The following is a 21,627-nucleotide window of genomic DNA, read 5'->3' on the forward strand; positions in this document are numbered from 1 at the left end:
ACGAATGAAAAAGAAATATATTAATCAAATTCACACTGATGTAAGTTTTAAACCGAAAGATATTATAGGTTTAATGACTGATTACTTTAAAATGAAAACTAAGCTGCGTCCTATGAAAAATTTACCTATTGTTTTATCAAATAAAAATAATGAGTCTTTAGAGAGTGTTACGTGGTTTGGTCATTCTGCGTCTCTTTTAAAAATAGAAGGTAAAAAACTGTTATTAGATCCTATGCTTGGCGATGCCTCTTCCCCATTTCCTGTTTTTAATAGCAAACGTTATAGTGGTACGTTTTCTTTAGAAGGTGAAGATCTTCAAGAAATTGATGCGATTATCATTTCTCATAATCACTATGATCATTTAAATTATAAAAGTATTATGCAATTAAAAGATCGTGCAAAGCATTTCTATGTTCCGACTGGAGTTGCACAATATCTTATTAAATGGGGTGTTTCACCTAGTAAAATTAGTGAACATAATTGGTGGGATGAAGTTACGTTTGATAATATTAAGTTAGTTTGTGCTCCTGCAAGACATTTCTCTGGACGAAGTATGACAGATAGAGATCGTTCGTTATGGTGTTCATGGCTTATTCTTGGTCAAGAAACTAAAGTCTTCTTTAGTGGTGATAGCGGGTATGCGCCTCACTTTAAGGAAATTGGTGATAAATATGGTCCATTCGATCTTACATTAATGGAATGTGGGCAATATGATACACGCTGGTCTGCTATTCATATGTTGCCAGAAGAGACAGTACAAGCTCATATTGACGTTAAAGGAGAATTACTACTTCCGATTCATTGGGGTGCTTTTACATTAGCATTACATGAATGGAGTGATCCTATTGAACGTGTTACGAAAGAAGCAAAACGTTTAGGAGTTAATATTACAACACCGCAAATCGGTGAATCTATTACGTTAAAATCTAAAGATTATCCCTCAGCAGCTTGGTGGCGTGAAGTTTAATTATAAATGTAAAAAAGAGCGAACCTTTTTATTAGAGATTCGCTCTTTTTTCTGTATTTAATTTTTTTCTTCTTTAAATTTATTACTTAAATACTTTCATCTGCCTCATATAAAATTCTGTAACAAATAACTTAAAATATTCTATTTCCTCAAGCATTTTCAGTTTCGTTTATGTATTAATTAAGTTATGTATAGAATCTATCGAACCGTCCTGCTTAACTAATTCTTCATTCCTGTAATCTATTAATTTATGATTAGATAAAATAAAATTGTGTTCTAATATTAATTCATTATGCAGGACTTCAGGTAATAATTTTGGTAACATCTCTCCTACACCCTAATTATAGTCACTTAATATCCAGGACACACTTTTCCAATCTAAAATCCCTTCGGATACTTTTTTAGGTGTGTCATATGTAAATTCATACGGTAGTTCTACTATATAAACATACATACCACCGGAATATGAAGAATCTTCCCACTTAATAATGCCTTTAAATTGAATTTGATCATGCTTAACGTCTATATTAGTCTCTTCATTTATTTCACGAATCGCATTTTCTAAAGGTGATTCTCCTGGTTCTATCTTCCCTCCTACCCCGTTCCACAGTCCTTTTACAGGGTCATATTCTCTATTTAGCATGAGTATTTCTTCATTTCTTTTTATAAAACATCAAGTGTGCTTGTACATAATATAATTCCTTCCTTTGTTCCTAATAAGCTCTCACTGGTGATATAAGATGAACAGCTGTAGATTGCTCTCCTGCTTCAATTAATATCGGTCTCATAGAACCACCAAAACTTAAAATAACAGTTTCCTCTTTTATTGCTCTTAAAGCATCAACCATAAATCGTCCATCGAAAGATATATTTAATTGTTTTTCACCACGAATGGTATCTATTTGTTGTGTCTCAGATATTTTTCCGATTTGAGAAGCGTTAGAAGAAACTTTAATAGTGGATTCATTAATGATTTCTAAGTTGACGTTGTTATTCGCCCATTCACTTGCTAATAAACTTGATCGGTCTACACCTTGTAAAATCTTTTTTCTATCCATGTGAATAACCGTTTGAAATTCATTTGGAATGAGATTAGATATATTAGGATATTTCCCTTCAATCAGTCTTGAATATAACGTAGTTGTGCCAAACGTAAAAATAATATGGCTCTCTGAAAGATAAATAGTAACGAATTCTAAATTGCTGTTTATTAATTTTAAAAGCTCATTAACGGTTGCGCTTGGTACAATACAACTGGCTTTCATATTAGTAGAAATTAGCGTTTCCCGTATAGCTAGTCTATGAGAGTCAGTTGCAGCGCAAATTAATTTATTGTGGTCTAACTCGATATGTACGCCGGTAAGAACCGGTCTAGATTCATTTTTAGCTACTGCAAAGGCCGTTTGTTTAAACGCTTCAATTAATTGTTCAGTTTCCATTTGTATTTCTACATGATTATCTATTGATGGTACGTTAGGATACTCATCTGCTGAAAAACCATTTAAGTTTAAAGTGATTTCTTCTGATTGGATGGTAATTGTTTGCTCATTCTTACTTTTTATTACTATATCACCTGGCATTTTCTTTATAATTTCAATGAAGTATTTTGCAGGTACAACAATAGTTCCTGTTTTTAAAATAGTTGTAATTTGTTCGTCATCTATGGAACTAGGTATAAATTTTTCGATGAAAATATTCGAGTTACTTGCGATTAAAGTAATTCCAGATTGATCTGCTATTATTTTGATACCAGATAAGATAGGAAGTAAAGCTTTTGTCGATATGGCTTTACTTACTTCTGAAAGTGCTTGAGTGAAGTGTTTATGATTAACGATAAACTCCATTTTTCCCCCGCCTTATATGAAATGATATTTTTATGTTGATTGATGAATGATTGTTCCATTAAAAATGTAAGGTACTGTTTCTTTCTTTTGTAAAATGTCTAGTAAATGTTCTGATATACGTAAATACGGTGCTGCTATATGAAGTTCCATCCAAGTAATCTCTTCAATTTCTTTTGGACGAGATATATTTGTATCTCCGCCGATTATCTCACCTAAAAAATTAAAGAAAATCGCGTGATGGTCTCGCTCCTCGAAAAAGGCTTCGCTGATAGAGCAAATCCCGTTTACAGATATATGTAGTCCTGTTTCTTCTTTCACTTCCCGAATTACTGCCTCTTCTAACGTTTCTCCGAATTTAACTGCGCCGCCTGGTAATGTGTAATAAGAACCATTCTTCCCTTTGTTTTTTACCATTAAGATCTTTTCGTTAGCTTTATCGTATAAAAGTGCATATGTAACATTTACTTTCTTCATCTAAGTCCACCTCTAATAATGAGAATTTTCTATCTTTGTTACATTCTACCATTTAATCGTTTTAAAATATAAAAAAGTTAATTGAGTATTTCATTTATCTTAGCAAAATTAATAATCGGTAGTCCTTCATTACAAAATAAAAAAGAGCGTATTTTGAAAGTGATTATTCAACGTACACTCTTTATGCTATGATTGATTCAATTTTAGATTCTATATACTTTATAACCTTTTTTCTAAATAGTATCGATTGTGTCCCTTAGGATTGTCTTCACTTACCCCAATTACTTTATATCCATGCTTTTTATAAAAATCAGGTGCCTGAAAACTAAAAGTATCTAAATTGATTAACCTGCACTCTTTTTCAATTGCAAATTCTTCAATAAGTTTTATTAACTTGGTTCCATAGCCTCCGTGTCTATATTCTTCAGAAACCCACAGGAAATTAACATGTACGTGGTGCCAAAATGTAATTGCAGTTATTCCACCTACTATTTCTTCATTTTCATTTTTAACTATAAAACTAATTTTTTCTGAAGGCTTTTTCTCTTCATTCGAAATATGTTTTTGATTATATTCAATTACTTTTTCTCTTATGTAATCACTATCTTCCTGGACCCATTGTTTTACTATTTTCATTTTAATTATCACGCTCCTTTTATGCTATCTATTCAATTTAATAATCGCAATCTCCTGTCTAACTTAAAAGTTGTAGGTCACTGTTTCAGTTCACTAAAATAAAGAAAAGCCCTATCTGTAATAAGGCTTTATACGTTGTTCAATCCATTTTAATAAAAGCGCCCGTTAGTTCAACATTTTAATTAAATAATGTAATTGTATCGCTGCGAAAAAGAATGAATATTCCTAAACCAATTAGAACGATTGGAACAATAATATGACCGTTTTTCTCAAGTGCTTTAGCTAGAATTGGAGTTCTAATCAATATATAGCTAATAAAACACCATATTGCTATCATGGAAAAAAAGATAATTAATGTAACAATATTTGCTTCCAAGGTTTGACTAGCTAGCATTGGTATATAAATTGAGATATTGTCTGCTCCATTAGCTAATGTAATCGAAGCTACTTTAAATAATGAGCCAGAAACGTTATCAATGACTTCATTACTTTTATTAGAACGAATCGACAATAGTCCTTTAACACCCATATAAATTGGCACGAATCCTAATAAGCCAATCCACGAAACAGGAATGAAAAAAGAACTCAAAGAACCAATGATACTAAGAGAAATAATCAGACTAAATCCAAAATATTGTCCAATAACAATATAAAGTTTTTTAATCTTAGCTTTTTCGCGGACAGCTATACCTTCTATCCTAATTGCTTCTGTCCTTACTTGTGAAAATAAAGCAAGGAGTATAAAAATATCATCAATATTTGTTGTAGCAAATGCCACAACAGAAGAAATTATAGTTGTAACCAATATAAGCCAACTACCTTCATGATAAATTTATAAAAAATAATGGTCTATGAATGAAGTGCACATTCCATTACAAAGTTGGTTAACTTTAATTTTCTAAATGTTTTTTAACAATATTTTAGTTCCTTTATAAAACAATATGAATATTCTACTAATCTGCTACTTGATCCCTTAAGAAATAAACAACTTTACTGCTTCTCAAATCATTTCACTTTCAATTAAGTAACGCCATTCTTCCTACAAAAAAATAGGTTACACAATAAGGAAAATTAAATGTTTTGTAATAAAAAAGAGCCCTATATTAGGACTCTTTTTAGTATTACGCTACTTTCCGATGTAAATGTTTTAGTTCCTTTTTCTTCTCTGCTTTTGGTGGACGAATTAATATCGAAATAATGAAGGAAATAACGCTTAAAACACCAATGATAATAAAGGTCGGTTGAAATCCACCAAGTAATGCTCCGATGAATGATCCTGCAAGCGCACCAAATCCGAATCCTTGGTATACAATCCCGTAATTTGTACTATGGTTTTTTAAACCGAAGTAATCTCCAACAATGGCTGGGAATATTGTAATATTACCACCAAAGCAAAAGGCTACGCTGGCTACACAAGCAAAATAAATCCCGTAATTTAGTGGAATGAAACTTAATGTAAAGACTGACAATCCAATAATAATAAACGTTGCAGAGACAATTTTCATTCGACCAATTTTATCTGATAGCGTTCCAAGAATGATTCTACCTACTGTATTAAAGATTGCAATCATTGCGACGGCGTTAGCAGCAGTTGCTGCGCTAAGTCCAACGAGCTGTACCCCAATATCTTTTACCATCCCGATTAAATACAATCCACCCATACACGACGTAAATAGCATAAAAAACAAGAAATATACTTGTTTCGTTCTCATCATTTCACGCGGCGTATAATCATTGTGTAATGTTTCCGTTACTGTGTTACTTACAATTGCTTCACGTAAGAAGAACGATCCAATTAATACTAAAAGTAAGACGATAATCCCCCAATATAAAAATGCTTGTGATACACCAAGACTGTCGATAAGATTACCGTTTACATATCTAAAGATTAAGCTGCCCATTCCATATGCAGAAACAGATATACCAGAAATAAGCCCTTTTCGGTTTGGAAACCATTTAATTAAATTAGATAGTGATGTGATATAAGCAGTTCCATCTGCATAACCAACTACTACACCAGCTAATAAATATAGTAATGGTAAAGAAGAAACTTGCGAACTAAGTATTAATCCGAGTCCCAGAACAATTCCTGCAGTAGCGATGAGTTTACGAAGTCCAAATTTTTTCTGTAACTTTCCTGCAAATAAGGTTGAAAATGATAAAGAAAAGCTTGTTATGGAGAAAGTTATCGCAACGGCATTGAGGTTCCATCCAAACTTACTGACAAGGGGTTGATTAAATAAACTCCATGTATAAATTGTTCCAAGGCCAATTTGAACAATGATTGTGCCTAAAACAATTAGTAACGGATTTATAGTGGTTTGTTTCATACTAACTGTCCCCTTCTATTATATTGACATGAATTTTCACAGTTAGTATAACCATCATAAAATGCAAGATACTGTGCGGAAAATGGAAATTAAGTTCATGCACACAAAAAGACACTCCATAATGAAGTGTCTTTTTGCAGGTTATATACAGATATATTTCAAGAAAGCTTTGTTAAGATAAGACATTCTCAAATGCTTATGTATATAGAATATCAAAAAATTTCTTTTATGTGATGGGACTTAAGATGTATTTTTCATTCATCATATAGTCGGATGGATAAAAATTAATATTCGATTTCATCAAAATCCTTCGGCTGCGGTACTGTTTGCATATTAGCTGCATCTTTTGGATCGCTATAAATCGCATTTTGTTCTGTATTTACATCTTTAATGTTTTGCTTTTTGTTTTTATTTATTTTATCTTTCATTTTCTTTCACTCCTTTTCAATATAGGAGTAATTATGCCCTATTACTGCTACGAAATGTATCTGCGACTAAATTGCTAAATTCACGTAAATAATATAAATAATTCTCACCACCGTAGTTATATCTTTTATTATACATTTTCGCAACAACTACATTATATTCAGGTATTACTAATATAGTTGGTCCCGTAATCCCTAATATTTGATACGATCCTTTTGGTACGCGTTCACCAATTTCATTTAATTGTGCAGGTTCATTTTGAACGAACCAAAACAACCCGTTTTGTGGTAGTTCATTATTTTCAAACGCCGGACTCTGTATATCCGTAGCAGTTTTTATAATTTCTTTTGGAACGATTTGTTTACCATTTATCATACCTTGATTTAAATGGAGGTTACCCCAATACGCAAACTCTCTAGCTGAGACGAACAGATTTTTTTCAGTACCATCATCTACTGTACCCACTTCGCTAATCGCGGGTTCATTTGGATTATTAACAACTTTAACTAAATTTTCATCTTGCTTAATTCTCCACCCTGTTTCTTGGAAGTTGGCAAGTTTAAATATACGCTCCTTTAACAATTCAGGAAAACTTTTGTTATATAGCTGATAAATAAGACGTGTCATCATTCTTACATTAATATCTCTATACGCCCAAGCTTGTCCGGGTTCAAATTCACGAAAAATTGTCCCGTCATCCATTTCCGTTAAACCGTGCGAGTGAGTTACTAAATGTCTTATCGTTGTTTTACCAAGTAATAAAGGATCAAAGTCTTTAAAATATTTTATCGCCTCATCATCAATAGAGTTTATTTTACCCTCATAAAGCGCATATGCAATCATTAATCCTAAATAACTTTTTCTCGCAGAAGCAACGTTGAACTGGGAAGATGCTGTTACCTTTTTACTTTTAGATGTATTAGAATGGTATCCACTATAATGCTCTAGTACAATTTTGTTATCCTTTATAATACATAGTGCTGTAGCAGAACTATGATTTTTCTCTTTTATATTCTCTACCCAAGAAATTAACTTATCGTATGTATACAAATAAATCCCCCCTTAATACCCATAACAAATCACAGCATGAAAGAAAAGCATAAACTAGTATTTACGCCTTTCTTTCATATGAAATATTAGTGATTTATAAAATTAAATAACCCACCAGTTCCAGCAATTAAAACAGCTGAAACATCCAGCGCAACCTACACAACCGCCGCAACGTCCTGCACAACCACCGCATCTGCCTCCACATCCACCACAGCGTCCACCACAACCGCCACATCCACCGCAGCGACGTGCATCGTCCTGAATGTAGTAATATGGATATTGTTGTTGTTGATCCCAATACACAACATTACCAGACTGATAATCATTAAGGTTTAATGATTGTAGTTCTTGTTGAAACTGATTCATTACGAAACCCTCCATTTGTTATATAAATTCCGTCCAAATATTAAAATTAATATAGAAACAAGGCTATAGACTAAATGCGTACATCAACAAAATATGAACTTACACTAGGTGATGTACCTTGTTTTGCAGCCTATTTTCTTTATATCCTTTCAATGGACGAATTTACTATAAATAGAGTGATTTAAAAATTGCTAATCCAACAATTTAGTAGTTCATCACTTAATTTCCTTTCTAGTAATTCTTTAACTGAAGGCATTGGCATGATTTTATAAGTATTTAAAGATTCTTTACTATAATCTATCCAGTGGAATGCTAAATGAGATTCTCTAGACTTCGGTGTTAACTCAATATATAACTCTTGTGAATCTATTTCAAAAATGTGGTTAATTTCATGATGAAGTACTTCTTTATCTTTCCATTGGTTTTCTATGACCCCCAAAAACCGTTTTATACTACAATTTACTCCGAGTTCTTCTCGTAACTCTCTTATTAATGCATTCTCTGCTGATTCTCCGATTTCAACATGGCCACCAGGTAAAAAATAGTGATGTCCGATGTATTCAGCAACTAATAGTTTTTCATCTTTTATCACGACTGCTCGTACAATATGGTGGAATTTACTTTTCAATTTATATTCCTCCTAGGTATTCAATTTAAACTTGCTCAAAATAGTCATTTAGTATCGGTATAATATAAATCATAGGTGTTTCATACGGATGAATTTTATTAATAACTTCAAGAGCACCTTTTACAATTTCACGTTTACACTTTATTTCAATTTTACATTCTTGCCCCTCGCATATTTGACCAATTTCCCCATTATAAGGTGATGCTCCCTCTAACGGTCTCCAGTACCCTTTTACTGAACTATAAGAAAGACAATGGTCATATCCTCCAGTTTTACAAGCACCAATTTTATTTAACGCATCCCTTAACATTTCAATGTATTCTTCAGGAATAAATACTTCGATTTTCACTTCAGTAAATTGCACAATTCATTTCACACCTTTACTACTTTATAGTTAAACGAATAAACGATATACTTCCTCACCATCATAATCATATCCTAATGTTTGAAAACCGTAATGTTCATATAGTTTCTTTGCAGAAATATTATCTTTATGTACTGTTAATCTAATTTCTTTACACGCCTTAAATGTATTTTTTATTAAATCAATACTTTCTTGTAATGCTGCTTTTCCATAACCATTCCCTTGCCGTGTTTGATCAATGATAAATCCGTTAATCCAATACATATTTGATGTCTCTTTTACAACAGCATGCATAATAAAACCAACCATAAGATCACCATCGTATATGGCAAATGGTATGTATTCTACATTCTCGCCATCTGGTTTTATATATACTTTAGCAAGAGAAACTGCTACTGATGGAACAAAGTTTCTTTGCTCTTTTTTAACTTGTAAATTTAATGCATCTTCCCAATTCTCTCTCGTAACAACCTTTAAGTGGATATTCAATATTGTAAGCTCCTTTATAAAGAGAATGTATTTATATATTCAACGTAGTGAAATAATTCCCTTTTTCGACAACAGCTTATAACATGATTTTTATAAAATCTTGAATGAATTTTTGTTCATCTATTTCTAGTGCTATACGGGCCCCTTTAGGTATTGAGCTAGGGCGAAAATCAGCAAATGTTTGTCCTTTCGTATCTCCGTAAGTATCTACATTCACTGTACGATGCACAAATTCAAAAAAACTTGGGTTAACTAATCCACTTATAGCAACCACATCATGTAGCAAAGGTCCTTCGATAGATGGATTAAGTTTTTGGTATGCAGATAAATAGTAATCATACATTGGTTTCATTATCGTATGGAATGGATTCTTTGAATTAGATTGGATATAGTTAAATACATTTTGTGTTAAAACGGCTTTGTTTGTTACATTTAAAGGAAATATTAATAAATTCTTTGCTTGCTGAAAAACAATTTTACTTGCAATAGGGTCTCCATACACGTTTGCCTCTGCTAATGACGTAACGTTTCCTACTTCTAAAAAAACACCACCCATGAAATAGATTCCTTTTACATTCAACATTAAATCATTCCATAAATTAAAAGCAATCGCTAACGAGGTAGATCTTCCTACATCGACAATTGTTAAATCTTTTCCGTACTTTACAAGAATTGAAGTAATACTACCAAAATTGTATATCGGGATAGACAATACACTTTTTGGCACATGAATAGGCCCTAATCCTTCTGGTCCATGAATTTCAGGATAGTATGTTGTAATTTTTTCTGTAAGCGGTTTTGTTGCACCGCTAATCACAGGAATGTCTTGTCTATTTGCTAACTGTAAAATATACGCTGCATTATGCGCAGCATGTATATGTTCAACATTTCCGTATCCAGTTACAATACCGACAATTTCAATTTCAGGATGCAGTAAACCATACATAATGGCAAACGAGTCATCAATACCTGGGTCTCCGAAAAATAGTACTTTCTCCAAAGAATATCTCCTTCCATATAGAAAATAGCAGATGATAATTATGTATATGTAAAAAAATAATTAAACTATACAATTTTATATGAATATTACTCGTAATCATTGTATAAATAAAAAGAACTAACATTATGTTAGTCCTTTCTCAAATAAGCAATTTATTTAAGAGTTCAATAAAATCTCTTGCAAATAGTAAACAAACTACCCTGCTGTATTGCAGTACTCTTCACTTTGCATTTCTTTCTTTAATGATACATGTGCAATTAAAACTCCAAGTATAGTAATCCCCCCGCCAATTATTGAAACAATAGTTGGCACTTCACCTAACCATAACCAAGCTATAAAGCACGCAGTTACTGGCGTTAAATATAGAGAACTTGTTGCTTCAGCAGCACCAGTACGAGATATGATATAGGCCAATGCAATATACGGCAGTACTGTTGGAAATAAGCCTAAATATATAACACTTACATTTACTTCAAGAGGAGCCGCTAGTATTTTTTGATAAATTCCTGGTGAAAAAATAAGCATACATACAGTACTGGACAAAATTGTATATACCGTAAATGGCAAGAAACCATACTTTTTTAAATACGATTTTTGGAAAACGAAAAATAAACTTTCCGAAACTGCTGCTAATAATATAAATAGTCCTCCGCTATTTAATTGAATAGAATCCCCTTGACTTAAGGATATTAAAGCAATTCCGACAAAGCTAATTACACTACCGATCCAGCCATTTAATTTCATTTTTTCATTCAAGAACACCGAAGCAAGGATTGCTGTTACTATAGGAGTGACTGAAACAATTAAACTTGCAGATCCGGCATTTACAGTTTTTTCGCCGTAGTTTAATGCAATATGATAAAAAGTGAATCCTAAAGCGCCGAACATAAAAATTGCTGGGATATCCTTTAAATCCGGTATCCGTAACTTGTAAATAAAAGAAAACAACAGAAGTATAAATGAAGCGATTAATAAACGTAGTAAAGTAAGATGCTCAGGTGTATACGATTCAAGTCCCATACGAATTGCCGGAAAAGCAGTTCCCCATATAAGAATTGTAAAAGCGTGAGCATATATAATGCGTAAATCCCATTTTTTATTATGCATGTTGTCTCTCCCTTCCTAATAAACCAACCATTTTCAAATTACCAATTATTTCTTTTCATCATATTTAATAGTTGTTACAATGTCTTCAACCAGTTATTTATCGTAAAAACCAACCACTTAGCATTTTTAAAGTGAACGAGGGAGTTTTTTTATGACAACGAATAAAAAACTGCCTAAGTATCGGCAGATAGTAGACTATATGAAAGAAAAAATTGAAAATGGAGAATGGCCCATTGGAAGTAAGATTCCTAGTCAACGACAGCTAGCAAAATTATTTCATGTGAATCGGAGTACTGTAATAACTGCGCTAGATGAAATTATGGCGGATGGCTTAATTCAAGGACAAGTAGGAGCAGGAACAATTGTAACGAATAATACATGGTCATTGTTAGCGACAAATCCTCCGCCCGATTGGAGTGAATATGTAAAAGCTGGTATTCATAAACCAAGCAAATTAATGGTACGAGAAATAAATAAAGCAGAAGCAAATAAAAAACTTATACAGCTTAGTAAAGGCGAACTTTCACCTGATCTTTTCCCGATAGAAACTATGCGATCCATTATGAAAAACGTAAGCGAGGAATTAGATTATTTCGGATACGAGGAACAAAAAGGGGTGTACCCATTACGTGAAGCAATAAGTACATACGTAAAAACATTTGGAATACATGTATCGCCTCATTCTATATTAATCGTCTCTGGTGCACTACAAGCATTACAATTAATTTCAATTGGTCTTTTACATAAAAAATCAACCGTTTTACTTGAACAACCTTCTTACTTATATTCACTCCATGTATTTCAATCAGCAAATATACACCTATCTGGTATATCAATGGATCATCACGGTATTTTACCTCGCGACTTATTAAAAAGAATTAAATATAGTCAAAAGCAAAATATTTTATATTCTATTCCTTGCTTTCAAAATCCTACAGGGATATTAATGTCTAAAGAGCGACGGAAAGAAATATTAAAAATATGCGAGAAAGAACAGTTACCTATCATTGAGGACGATATTTACCGTGAATTATGGATTGATGAACAACCACCAGCTCCATTAAAATCAATGGATAAACATGGACATGTATTATATATTGGCAGTCTTTCTAAAACACTAACCCCTGGACTTAGAATTGGATGGATTATCGGGCCAGAACCTGTAATTGATAGATTATCAGATATAAAAATGCAAACAGACTATGGATCGAGTTCATTATCTCAAAGAGTTGCTGCTGAATGGATAAATAAAGGGTTTTATGAAGAGCATGTTGCAAACGTAAGAAGTCAATTAAAAGAACGAAGACAAATCATGATACAAGCTTTAAATAAGTATTGTGCAGATGTTGCAACGTGGGATATTCCTAGCGGCGGATTCTTTATATGGATAAAGATTGTACCTAACATTCCGATGAAGAAACTATTTTCAGAGGCACTATCAAAAGGTGTTCTTTTAAACCCGGGACGTATTTATGAAGAAGAATCAGATCAATGCATACGTTTATCATATGGATATGCTTCTCCAGAACAAATCACTAACGGGATTAAATTGTTGAGTGAATTAATCCGTATGTTAATGACACAATAAAAACTCCTCTTTTATCTATAGAGGAGTTTTTATGTATCTTTTACCACAACCGCATTTCCTGCCCTAACAAAATAAGTTCCTCATAAGGATCTCCGTCAATTTTTAATACTTGAGCAAAAGCCGGTTCTGTTTTTAAACCTTGTTCCTTTAAGTGCATTATTTTTTCTCTTATATGTGGATGTTGCATTAATAGCATGTGCTCTACGATCATATGTCTATATGCATTTTGGTTACGTACTGGCTTAGGCTGAGCAAATAATTCAAATTCAAAACCTTCAAATTCAAAGTTTACTTTTATCGATTCTGTAGTTTTAATTTTTTTCTTTTTTATTTTGAATCCTTTATAAGAACCGTATAAAGATCTCATTTCCTGTTCAAAAACATCAAAGTTATGTACTTCCATTACTATATCTAAGTCAGATCGAAGAGTATCAATTCTAATAGGAATTGTCCCACAAAGAACCGGACTATACAAAGTTAAATCCTCCATGATGTTTAGTTTATCCAAAACATCATACACTTTTTGTTGCTTCTCATTCCCAGATTGTAAATATGTAATAGATGTAAACATGGAAGTCTCTCCTTCTTTTCACGTAATACGTGTCTCGCTAAGTTCAAGAAAAATTTGTCCGTTTATATTTGTTCTAGGATTACCTTTATTTCAATATATTAAGGCGAATAAACAATGCGTTTCAACTTTTCTCCTATACTTCAATACTATAAAAATAAAAAGGAGGAATTATTATGAGCATTTTCAACGTTCTTTAACCATCCACATATTATTTGGAACAATATGTTTAATAACCGGTATTGTAGCGATGGTTGCTCAAAAGAAGAAAGGAAAACATACAGAATGGGGTGAAATATATCATGCATCCTATGTTGTTATCACCGTTACTGCAATTATATTATCAATTATAAACTGGGAAAAAATCGCATATTTATTTTATGTAGCAATTTTCTCTTATTCATTTGCGATTTATGGTTACCTTGCAAGAAAAAAGCGTTGGAAAAATTGGCTCCACCATCATATTAGAGGTATGATAGGCTCTTATATTGGTGCTGTTACTGCACTTTTAGTAAACATCGGCATTCATATTCCCATTATAAATTTACTTCCACCAATATGGTTTTGGTTTTTACCAACCTTAATTGGCATCCCCCTTGTAGCCAGTGTATCAAAAAAATATAAAAAACGTAGTTGAAATTAATTACATTTTGATTAATTTCAGATTATTATTATGAAAAGTTATACTCAATGTAATATTTTATAAAGAAATTCAATACTAGATTGATTTAAGTTATACATTTAGTGCTAAATGAAAAAGAACCCAATGATTAAATTGGATTCTTTTTCATATTTTATTAAATGTCGTTTCTTTTACACTTATTCCTTGTACATAACGAGCAACATTTGAAGTTTTATATTCTAAGTTATCTATAAGTAATTTTTGATAATTCATCAATTGTCTCCTTCCATACAGAGATTTGTACTCCTTCATTGAAAACACCCTTTTAAATACCTTTATATGACAGGTTGTAATATGAAAGAATTAAAAATGATATAACGTTGTCGGAATGAAAAAAGTGGTATATAATAAATATTAACATTACTAGTAATTATTTTAGGTATTCCTAGAATAAAGGAGCGATACATATGAAAATTACTATTTATTTCGGAAGTCATGAAGATCAAGATGTTCGTACTATGGACTGTCATTTAGATGTAGAAGATACAGAAGAAATTGTTTCTGTATCATAATATAAATAGTAGGGATGGACCCTCTTCCCTACAACGTTTAAGGCACCTTTTATAGGTGTCTTTTTTGTTGTTTTTTCGTCAAAAACCCTTTACTTTAGAGCGTTTTAATAGTAAAATATAAATATACGAACAAACGTTCTTTTTATTTTAATTGTACATGAAGGGATGATTTTTACAATGGCTCAAGCAAAGCGCAGAGGAAGAAAAAAGCAAACACCTATTATTTCAAATACAGGCTTTATCGGCTCTGTCTTTATTGATACATTGGAGTTACAAAAGAAATCCTATTATTTTGCCCGTAAAAAACTTCAAATTGTTCATCACGTATTAGATGGTCTCTCTGGGGCAACAAGCTCTCTATTTAAAGAACATAACATTTCAGCATATATGTCATGTGTGTATTTACATAAACAAAAGAAAATCGGCTTTGTTCTTTCAACGAAACCATTTGAACAAAGTGACGGTGTTGCTTATTTTGTAAATTATTTAATCGAAAAGAATTTTTACGGTAATCATGGCGAAGACGTAGAATATCAAGAAGTATTTAATACAGGTTTTATCGGTGTAGTATTCGCCGATTTATGTAGTATAGATCGTTTTAATTTCGAGTTTGAAATGGGTATGTTAACAAAATTAATGAAAGATATGATTATACCGGTTAAAGAACTCTTTTTACGCCATAATGTACCGGCCTACATCTCCACTTCTCATTTAGAGGAACAAAACAAATTAGGTTTCGTTCTATCTGTAAAACCATATGATGAACGTGCAGAGGCAGATTTATATTTTGAAGCGTATTTAAAAGAACGCGGGTTATTTATTGGTGATGAAGAAGATGATATTGACAAGATTGTTATTAGAAAAACCGCTGAATTACGATAGATAAGCGCAGAAAAATAAGACTGTCAAAGTAAACCCCAGAAATCCAACGGTCTCTGGGGTTTTATTATATATTTAGCTCTTTTTGCTTTTTGGTTTGTTTATGTCTATAAAGTAATTTACGAGATGTTAGAGAAATCAGTAATAAAATCAGTATTAGTACTAAAATTTGTATAAATGATAAATCAAAATATTTAGCACCTGTAACAATTAAAAGAGTAGAAATCGTACCTTTTACAATGAAAAAAATAATAATCCATAATCCGCCTTTTTTCCAGTTCATTTTTATTTTATCCCTTCCTGCGTTTAAATTCATAAAAAGTCCGTGATAGTTCTTGAAAGTGACACCCTAACGGGACTCTATTACACTAATAAAAAAGTAAAATTTTTTCACAAAAATAATGTCCAATTAAATGTGACGATTTCATATTAAATGAAAATGATATTCATTGTCAAATTTAGAGAGCGCTTTTAATTAGTCTTTTTTAATATTTTACTATCATTTTATATGAAGATGACATGAGTTTCGAAAAAGTATCTAATATAGGATGAATCTGCTACAGAGATTAAATAATAGAAATGGGTCCTACTACTTCACTAGTAAAAATGCTACATCTTATATTACGTATATCTTTAATTTTTTGTTGTATTCCAGGAATTCCTGCTATTAAACCGACTTAAAGAGAATAACGTAAAATTGTCTTCGATTTCATTAAATTAAATAAAAAACCCGCGAATTATTCACGGGTTTTACTTTAATAACTAATCGCTATTGTTCCTTCACCCGCATGAACAGCAAATGAAATCGGTAATGGATATAATTTGAAATCCATTTCAGGGAATGCTTGTCTAATATCTGAAATCCATTCTTCCGCTCCATCTTTATCGTTGGCATGGAACATATGAAGTACTTTAGGTAACTCTTTTTCGAGTTCACTTTTAATGTAATCTCTACATTTTTGGATTTTACGAACTTTCTTTTCAAGTAAAAGTTCTCCACTTTTCACTTCTAGTATTAAGTTGACACTTAATAAACTTCCAAGTAAAAATTGTACTCCTTTTACACGACCACTTGCATATAAACCTTTTAAGCTCTTTGGAAATACATAAAAAGGTCTTCTTTTTTCATCTACTAATGTTTTGTGTATATCTTGTAAAGTCATACCATCATTGTATAACGATTTCGCTTTTCTAATTAGTTCATCCATTGGATAACTTGTCGATTCACTATCTAACACAGTTAAAGGGAACCCTGCCATTTCTGCAGCAAGTTTCATATTTTGATAAGTTCCACTTACTTTCCCGCTAATAGCAACTGCAAATCCTTCTTCATATTCTTCTTTACATTTCGTAAATAACTCTACCATTTCCCCAATGTTAGGTTGTGATGTAGTGACAGTTTTACCTTCGTTTAACGCAGCATAGACGCGTTCACGTACACCTTCTTCACAATCTTTGTACGACACTCCATCAATAATAACTTCAATTGGTACAACAAAGTTATCTCCTTCTGTTATAAAACTCGCAGTTGTACTATCAGTAATCCAAGCAACACGCTTCATGTTGTTCCTCCCTTAATTCAATTCCTCTTTTCTAATTTTTCTATATATTTATGTTATGAAAAGAGAATATCCCTGTAATAGTAACAGGACTTTATAGTTTTGGCTATAGTAGATGAATATTAAATGTGAATATTTTTTGTCTATTTCACAAATAAAAAAGAAAATCAAGGAATTTGCTCGATTTTCTTCTTATCATATACTATTTAAAAGTTTCATTATCTAAAATTACAACATAATCATTCGTTAATCGTCCAGCTTCTTTTGTATAACTAACGAGCCGTTGTATGTTATCGCAGCAAATTTTTGCTCCCCATACGAGTAAAGGTACGCCGATAAAATCGATATGAAACCTTCTAGAAAATAGCCCGCCAAAAGTCATTGGTAAAGGCACTGTTGGTGATGTATTAGAAAAAACAATCTTTTCATGGCTTTGATAATGTTTTTGCAAAATCTCACCTAAATGCTTCATCGCAGGTACAACAACTTTTGATGCACCACATCCAATCGTATATACAGGGTGACCATTTTCGTCTATCCCATGAAAAATAATCTTCCCCATATCTTCGGTTTTCAATTTATTGAAGTAATCTACATTTAAAATTTCTTCTTTCGTTAACTTACGATCCGTTGGTAATTTATTTAAATGATACGCTGCAGCAAGTGAAGTTGTATGTGTGCCGCCGAAGTCTGTGTAAATGTATATCATATTATCATCCCTTGTTGTAAAAGTTCAATGTTAATTAGTATTACCGTTCACAGTGTTGTTAAACACGGGATGAACTTATTTTAAATTTTATTTATCAATAAATTTCACATTTTAGCATTATTTTTCTCTAGCACTTGAATGTTAAATTTAGTAACTAACTTTAAAAAAACTTTATACATATAATATCCAAAAATAGAGCCTAGTACGTTGCAGATTACATCATCAATATCTGTAATACGTCCCCATCCACTAAATAAAGACTCAAGTAATTGTAATAATTCAATACTAACTGATATAGTAAATCCTAATAAAATAGTGTTTTTGATCTTTTTATATGTATCCCATATAATTGGTGCTAAAAACCCTAAAGGCATTAATAATAAAATATTGCCTCCTACATTCCTTACGATTAGAGCAATCATGAATAAAGAATCCCCACCATAAGCACTTCCAATTTGATTGATATCTTTAATAATTGATGCAAAAGGGATAACATTAACTGAACGACTTAGATTTTCGGCACTAGAAGGAAAACCAATTGGTAAAGGAAATAGGGTTACGGCAACAACCATACAAATATATACTGCGAATAGACAACAAATTAATTCTGTCCGCCAATTTATACGTTCTTTACTTATTACTCCAATTAATATAATTCGAACTATAAAATAACAGATAATCCCCAAAATGATAAACACACTTCCGTTGATCATATACAAACAGTTAACACACCCCTTCCTATTATTATTTTTATATTACCTAAAAACCATCAATCTTTAAATTTGATTAATTGAATGTTTTTATGTTTATAAATTTGTATTTTAATATCTCTAACATTCATTATAGAAAACCATCATTTTGTAAATAAAATGATGGTTTTTAAAAGTATTTGTACAATTAAAAAGCTTGTTCTATTTCTCCCATTATTTTTTCAGGCCCCTCTCCTTTATTCGAAGGAATAACTAATGTAATTCCCAAATCTGGATATACAGCAGAGCGAAAACTGACGCCTGGATCATAGCCCATCACATGATATTTAAAAACATTGTTTTGTCTTGTTTCAATCCATATTCCATAGCCATAAAACTGATTATTTTTAACTTGAATATGAGGTTTTAAAAGTAACTCTGTATTTTCTTGGCTTATTACTTCATAGTTAAATAATGCTTCCCAAAACCTCAGCATGTCTGGCGCAGTAATAAAAGCACCACCATCAGAACCTCCTTTTATTGGTATAGAATATGCATTTGTTCTCCATGTTTGTTTATTTACATCTTTTATATATCCGAGAGCTGTGTGTCCTGGTAATCTATCTAAAGAGAAATAGCCAGAATCCTTCATGCCTAGTGGAATGAATATATTTTTTTCTATATATTCCGTAAAAGTAAGTCCTGTTTGCTCTTCTATAATTAATCCAAGTATGATAAAACCAGCATTGTTGTAGTGAAATTTCCTACCTGGTGTAAACATCATTTTATTGTTTTGGAATAATGGTAAAAAGTCTCGTAAACTTTTTAAAAGATACATTGGATTTTGTTTCCAAAGGTCCTCAAAGTTGTCCATAATACTTTCATCAAAATAATCTGGAATACCCGAACTATGCGTTAAAAGATGATGTACTGTAATATTTTCATTGAAGTTTGGAAATTCAATACTTAAACACTCCTTTAATTTTGTATGAAAAGTAATTATACCCTTTTCAACAAGTTGACAGATGCCAATTGCAGTGAAAATTTTACATCCTGAAGCAATTCCGAATCTTGTTTGTAGTGTATTATTTATACATTCACTTTTGTTTGCGTAACCAAATGCCTTTTCATAGACTAAGTCATTTTCTTTTTTTATTAAAACTACTCCAGAGAAATCTATTTTCTGTTGTATATCTTTTATAATTTTATCCACTTCATTTTTATTTTTATCACGACAACCACCCTTATCTTTGATATTGTTCTTTCCCCTTATTATTTTTCCATATAAAGGGGAAAGAACCTTCTTATTGAATACGATAAATTGTTAATGAGAACACAAAATTCATTTCGAATTTATTGATTCAGTAGAATACACCTTAGATTGTGATGGTAATAAAGTAAACACACACAATATGATAGTAATAAATAACATTATTAATGATCCTACAATAACTACAAGTTGTATCGAAATAGCTTGAGTTGCAATGCCGAACAAAATCGTTGCAACAATAGTTATTACCGCGATTAATAGCCCATATATACTTCCAATCCGTCCCATCATATGAACAGGAACGTTATTTTGGTAAAAGGTATAAAACCCTGTATTTGCATATGCCATAGCGAAAGATAAAATAAAAAATCCGATAGCAGCTATTAAAAACTCATTTGAAAAAGCATAAAATAAATAACCGATTGCAATGAATAATGATCCTATTCCAATTAAAAATGAAGGTGCTATTTTTTTTGATAAAATTGTATTTGTAATGGCACCTAATATATAGCCTGCTCCAGCTATACTAACTAAAAAACCATATTCACTATCTGTTAATAGTAATACCTCTTTTGCAAACGATAGTTCAAGTGAATCAGTAGCGGTTGCTAATACGATTATGCATTGAAATAAGAAGTAGATATATACGACATACACATGTTTTCTACTAAAGTTTATAACAGCCCTCCAATCTTTTCTTAATACAGTAAGGGATAATGTATTACTAGTCGTATCCAAATCTTCTTTCTTATCAAGGTTAGGCAGTAGCAGTGTAATGGCTCCTGATATAAGAAAGGCAGTAGCATTTATATAAATAGCAAACTCTGGTGTACCCGCAAATAATAGTACCCCCGCTACCGCCGGACCAATTAAAGATGCACCAGATCCTATTAAGGTACGCAGTGAGTTAAAACGTTGTCTTTGCTCTACTGGTATTAATTTCGTCATATATGTCATAGCAGTCGGTTCAAAAATCGCACTAGCCATGCTTATAACAAATACTAAGGAATAAACACTCCAAAGGGATGGAACTAATGGTAAAATGGCGATTAATATTGCACGAAATATATCAAGGTGAATCATTAATTTTCGTTTGTTCAAACGATCAATCATACTTCCTGACCAAGCGTTTGTGAATAGAGCAGCTACTGGTTTTATTACATATAAAATAGCAACAGCTAAGGCTGATCCACCCATATTATAGACAAGTACATTCAGTGCTATTAAGTAAATCCATGCACCTAAATTCGCAATACCAACTCCGGATAGTAGTAATAAAGGATATTTCCAATCTTTAAGTAAGTTTTTCATTTTAGGCCCCCGCTTTCCAAATTGTTTTAAAACAATAAAAAAATCCCACCCCCAAGACTTTTAGTCTTAGGGACGAGATTTATCATCGCGGTGCCACCCTAGTTTGTTAATATGTCGCCATATTAACCTTGTCAGGTACTGCATTGTAATTCATGCTTATACCATAGCTCTATAACGGG

At 32.0% G+C, this 21,627-nt stretch carries 23 protein-coding genes, 3 pseudogenes and 1 other annotated feature (1 of these 27 cut by a window edge); of the genes and pseudogenes, 4 read left to right on the forward strand and 22 right to left on the reverse strand.

Annotated elements, in window-relative coordinates; translation table 11 throughout:
- Window positions 1–4: 4 nt before the first annotated feature.
- Window positions 5–967, forward strand: a complete 963-nt coding sequence (locus tag EUC40_RS13405) for an MBL fold metallo-hydrolase (RefSeq protein ID WP_156575626.1) — start codon at window positions 5–7, stop codon at window positions 965–967.
- Window positions 968–1,136: 169 nt separating this feature from the next.
- On the opposite strand, the pseudogene EUC40_RS13410 reads toward EUC40_RS13405, so the two are convergent.
- The 14 genes and pseudogenes from EUC40_RS13410 to EUC40_RS13470 all read right to left on the reverse strand — a co-directional run bounded on the left by EUC40_RS13410 (window position 1,137) and on the right by EUC40_RS13470 (window position 11,681).
- Window positions 1,137–1,610 (reverse strand): annotated as a pseudogene (locus tag EUC40_RS13410) (NUDIX hydrolase).
- Window positions 1,611–1,680: 70 nt separating this feature from the next.
- Window positions 1,681–2,811, reverse strand: coding sequence for a DNA polymerase III subunit beta (dnaN, locus tag EUC40_RS13415; RefSeq protein ID WP_156575627.1), 1,131 nt, complete (start codon window positions 2,809–2,811; stop codon window positions 1,681–1,683).
- Window positions 2,812–2,841: 30 nt separating this feature from the next.
- Window positions 2,842–3,285 carry an NUDIX hydrolase gene (locus EUC40_RS13420; protein WP_156575628.1) on the reverse strand — a complete coding sequence of 148 codons (444 nt, stop codon included), beginning with the start codon at window positions 3,283–3,285 and terminating at the stop codon, window positions 2,842–2,844.
- Window positions 3,286–3,504: 219 nt separating this feature from the next.
- On the reverse strand, window positions 3,505–3,921 hold the full coding sequence (locus EUC40_RS13425) for a GNAT family N-acetyltransferase (protein ID WP_156575629.1): 417 nt from the start codon (window positions 3,919–3,921) through the stop codon (window positions 3,505–3,507).
- 178 nt (window positions 3,922–4,099) lie between these two features.
- On the reverse strand, window positions 4,100–4,726 hold the full coding sequence (locus EUC40_RS13430; protein ID WP_156575630.1) for a cadmium resistance transporter: 627 nt from the start codon (window positions 4,724–4,726) through the stop codon (window positions 4,100–4,102).
- A gap of 316 nt (window positions 4,727–5,042) precedes the next feature.
- The gene (locus EUC40_RS13435) at window positions 5,043–6,251 is read right to left on the reverse strand and encodes an L-lactate MFS transporter (RefSeq protein ID WP_151627345.1); all 1,209 of its coding nucleotides are present in this window, start codon (window positions 6,249–6,251) and stop codon (window positions 5,043–5,045) included.
- Window positions 6,252–6,535: 284 nt separating this feature from the next.
- Window positions 6,536–6,679: a hypothetical protein gene (locus EUC40_RS26950; RefSeq protein ID WP_000653324.1), complete on the reverse strand. Its 144-nt coding sequence runs from the start codon at window positions 6,677–6,679 to the stop codon at window positions 6,536–6,538.
- A gap of 31 nt (window positions 6,680–6,710) precedes the next feature.
- Entirely contained in the window at window positions 6,711–7,727 is a 1,017-nt protein-coding gene (locus EUC40_RS13440; RefSeq protein ID WP_156575631.1) for a serine hydrolase domain-containing protein, read from the reverse strand.
- Window positions 7,728–7,829: 102 nt separating this feature from the next.
- Window positions 7,830–8,093: a heterocycloanthracin/sonorensin family bacteriocin gene (locus EUC40_RS13445; RefSeq protein ID WP_001071379.1), complete on the reverse strand. Its 264-nt coding sequence runs from the start codon at window positions 8,091–8,093 to the stop codon at window positions 7,830–7,832.
- 181 nt (window positions 8,094–8,274) lie between these two features.
- The gene (locus EUC40_RS13450) at window positions 8,275–8,721 is read right to left on the reverse strand and encodes an NUDIX domain-containing protein (RefSeq protein ID WP_071712098.1); all 447 of its coding nucleotides are present in this window, start codon (window positions 8,719–8,721) and stop codon (window positions 8,275–8,277) included.
- Between the two features lie 25 nt (window positions 8,722–8,746).
- Entirely contained in the window at window positions 8,747–9,085 is a 339-nt protein-coding gene (gene cutA, locus EUC40_RS13455) for a divalent cation tolerance protein CutA (RefSeq protein ID WP_156575632.1), read from the reverse strand.
- Window positions 9,086–9,115: 30 nt separating this feature from the next.
- A complete protein-coding gene (locus EUC40_RS13460) occupies window positions 9,116–9,574 on the reverse strand; it encodes a GNAT family N-acetyltransferase (RefSeq protein ID WP_156575633.1) in 459 nt (152 codons plus the stop codon).
- A gap of 76 nt (window positions 9,575–9,650) precedes the next feature.
- Window positions 9,651–10,574 (reverse strand): nucleoside hydrolase, encoded by a 924-nt coding sequence (locus EUC40_RS13465; protein ID WP_156575634.1) that lies wholly within the window; start codon window positions 10,572–10,574, stop codon window positions 9,651–9,653.
- A 195-nt stretch (window positions 10,575–10,769) separates the two neighbouring features.
- Entirely contained in the window at window positions 10,770–11,681 is a 912-nt protein-coding gene (locus tag EUC40_RS13470; RefSeq protein ID WP_156575635.1) for a DMT family transporter, read from the reverse strand.
- Window positions 11,682–11,832: 151 nt separating this feature from the next.
- On the opposite strand from EUC40_RS13470, the gene pdxR reads away from it, so the two are divergent.
- Entirely contained in the window at window positions 11,833–13,269 is a 1,437-nt protein-coding gene (gene pdxR / locus EUC40_RS13475; RefSeq protein ID WP_156575636.1) for a MocR-like pyridoxine biosynthesis transcription factor PdxR, read from the forward strand.
- Between the two features lie 40 nt (window positions 13,270–13,309).
- Here pdxR and EUC40_RS13480 read toward each other — a convergent pair whose 3' ends face one another.
- Window positions 13,310–13,840 (reverse strand): DUF4269 domain-containing protein, encoded by a 531-nt coding sequence (locus tag EUC40_RS13480; RefSeq protein WP_071712104.1) that lies wholly within the window; start codon window positions 13,838–13,840, stop codon window positions 13,310–13,312.
- 173 nt (window positions 13,841–14,013) lie between these two features.
- Between EUC40_RS13480 and EUC40_RS13485 the strand changes: the two are divergent.
- Window positions 14,014–14,474 (forward strand): annotated as a pseudogene (locus EUC40_RS13485) (DUF2306 domain-containing protein).
- 150 nt (window positions 14,475–14,624) lie between these two features.
- Here EUC40_RS13485 and EUC40_RS27610 read toward each other — a convergent pair.
- Complete coding sequence (locus EUC40_RS27610; protein ID WP_395592425.1) at window positions 14,625–14,771, reverse strand: hypothetical protein; 147 nt, start codon at window positions 14,769–14,771, stop codon at window positions 14,625–14,627.
- Between the two features lie 425 nt (window positions 14,772–15,196).
- Here EUC40_RS27610 and EUC40_RS13495 point away from each other — a divergent pair, with 425 nt between their 5' ends.
- Window positions 15,197–15,913, forward strand: coding sequence for a hypothetical protein (locus tag EUC40_RS13495; protein WP_156575637.1), 717 nt, complete (start codon window positions 15,197–15,199; stop codon window positions 15,911–15,913).
- Between the two features lie 64 nt (window positions 15,914–15,977).
- Here the strand turns inward: EUC40_RS13495 and EUC40_RS13500 are convergent, their stop codons facing one another.
- The 6 genes and pseudogenes from EUC40_RS13500 to EUC40_RS13525 form a co-directional block, all read right to left on the reverse strand.
- On the reverse strand, window positions 15,978–16,193 hold the full coding sequence (locus EUC40_RS13500; RefSeq protein ID WP_001104089.1) for a hypothetical protein: 216 nt from the start codon (window positions 16,191–16,193) through the stop codon (window positions 15,978–15,980).
- A gap of 472 nt (window positions 16,194–16,665) precedes the next feature.
- Window positions 16,666–17,472, reverse strand: a complete 807-nt coding sequence (locus EUC40_RS13505; RefSeq protein ID WP_156575638.1) for a DegV family protein — start codon at window positions 17,470–17,472, stop codon at window positions 16,666–16,668.
- 199 nt (window positions 17,473–17,671) lie between these two features.
- Window positions 17,672–18,178, reverse strand: coding sequence for a DUF3189 family protein (locus tag EUC40_RS13510; protein WP_071712108.1), 507 nt, complete (start codon window positions 18,176–18,178; stop codon window positions 17,672–17,674).
- A gap of 87 nt (window positions 18,179–18,265) precedes the next feature.
- Window positions 18,266–18,897: pseudogene (locus EUC40_RS13515) on the reverse strand (VanZ family protein).
- A gap of 178 nt (window positions 18,898–19,075) precedes the next feature.
- A complete protein-coding gene (locus EUC40_RS13520) occupies window positions 19,076–20,080 on the reverse strand; it encodes a serine hydrolase domain-containing protein (RefSeq protein WP_425278190.1) in 1,005 nt (334 codons plus the stop codon).
- A 129-nt stretch (window positions 20,081–20,209) separates the two neighbouring features.
- Window positions 20,210–21,448 (reverse strand): MFS transporter, encoded by a 1,239-nt coding sequence (locus EUC40_RS13525; protein ID WP_156575641.1) that lies wholly within the window; start codon window positions 21,446–21,448, stop codon window positions 20,210–20,212.
- 65 nt (window positions 21,449–21,513) lie between these two features.
- Window positions 21,514–21,627 (reverse strand) — a binding site (T-box leader); it runs 145 nt beyond the window's last position.

The sequence above is a fragment of the Bacillus luti genome, from assembly GCF_009739945.1.
Taxonomy (GTDB): domain Bacteria; phylum Bacillota; class Bacilli; order Bacillales; family Bacillaceae_G; genus Bacillus_A; species Bacillus_A luti.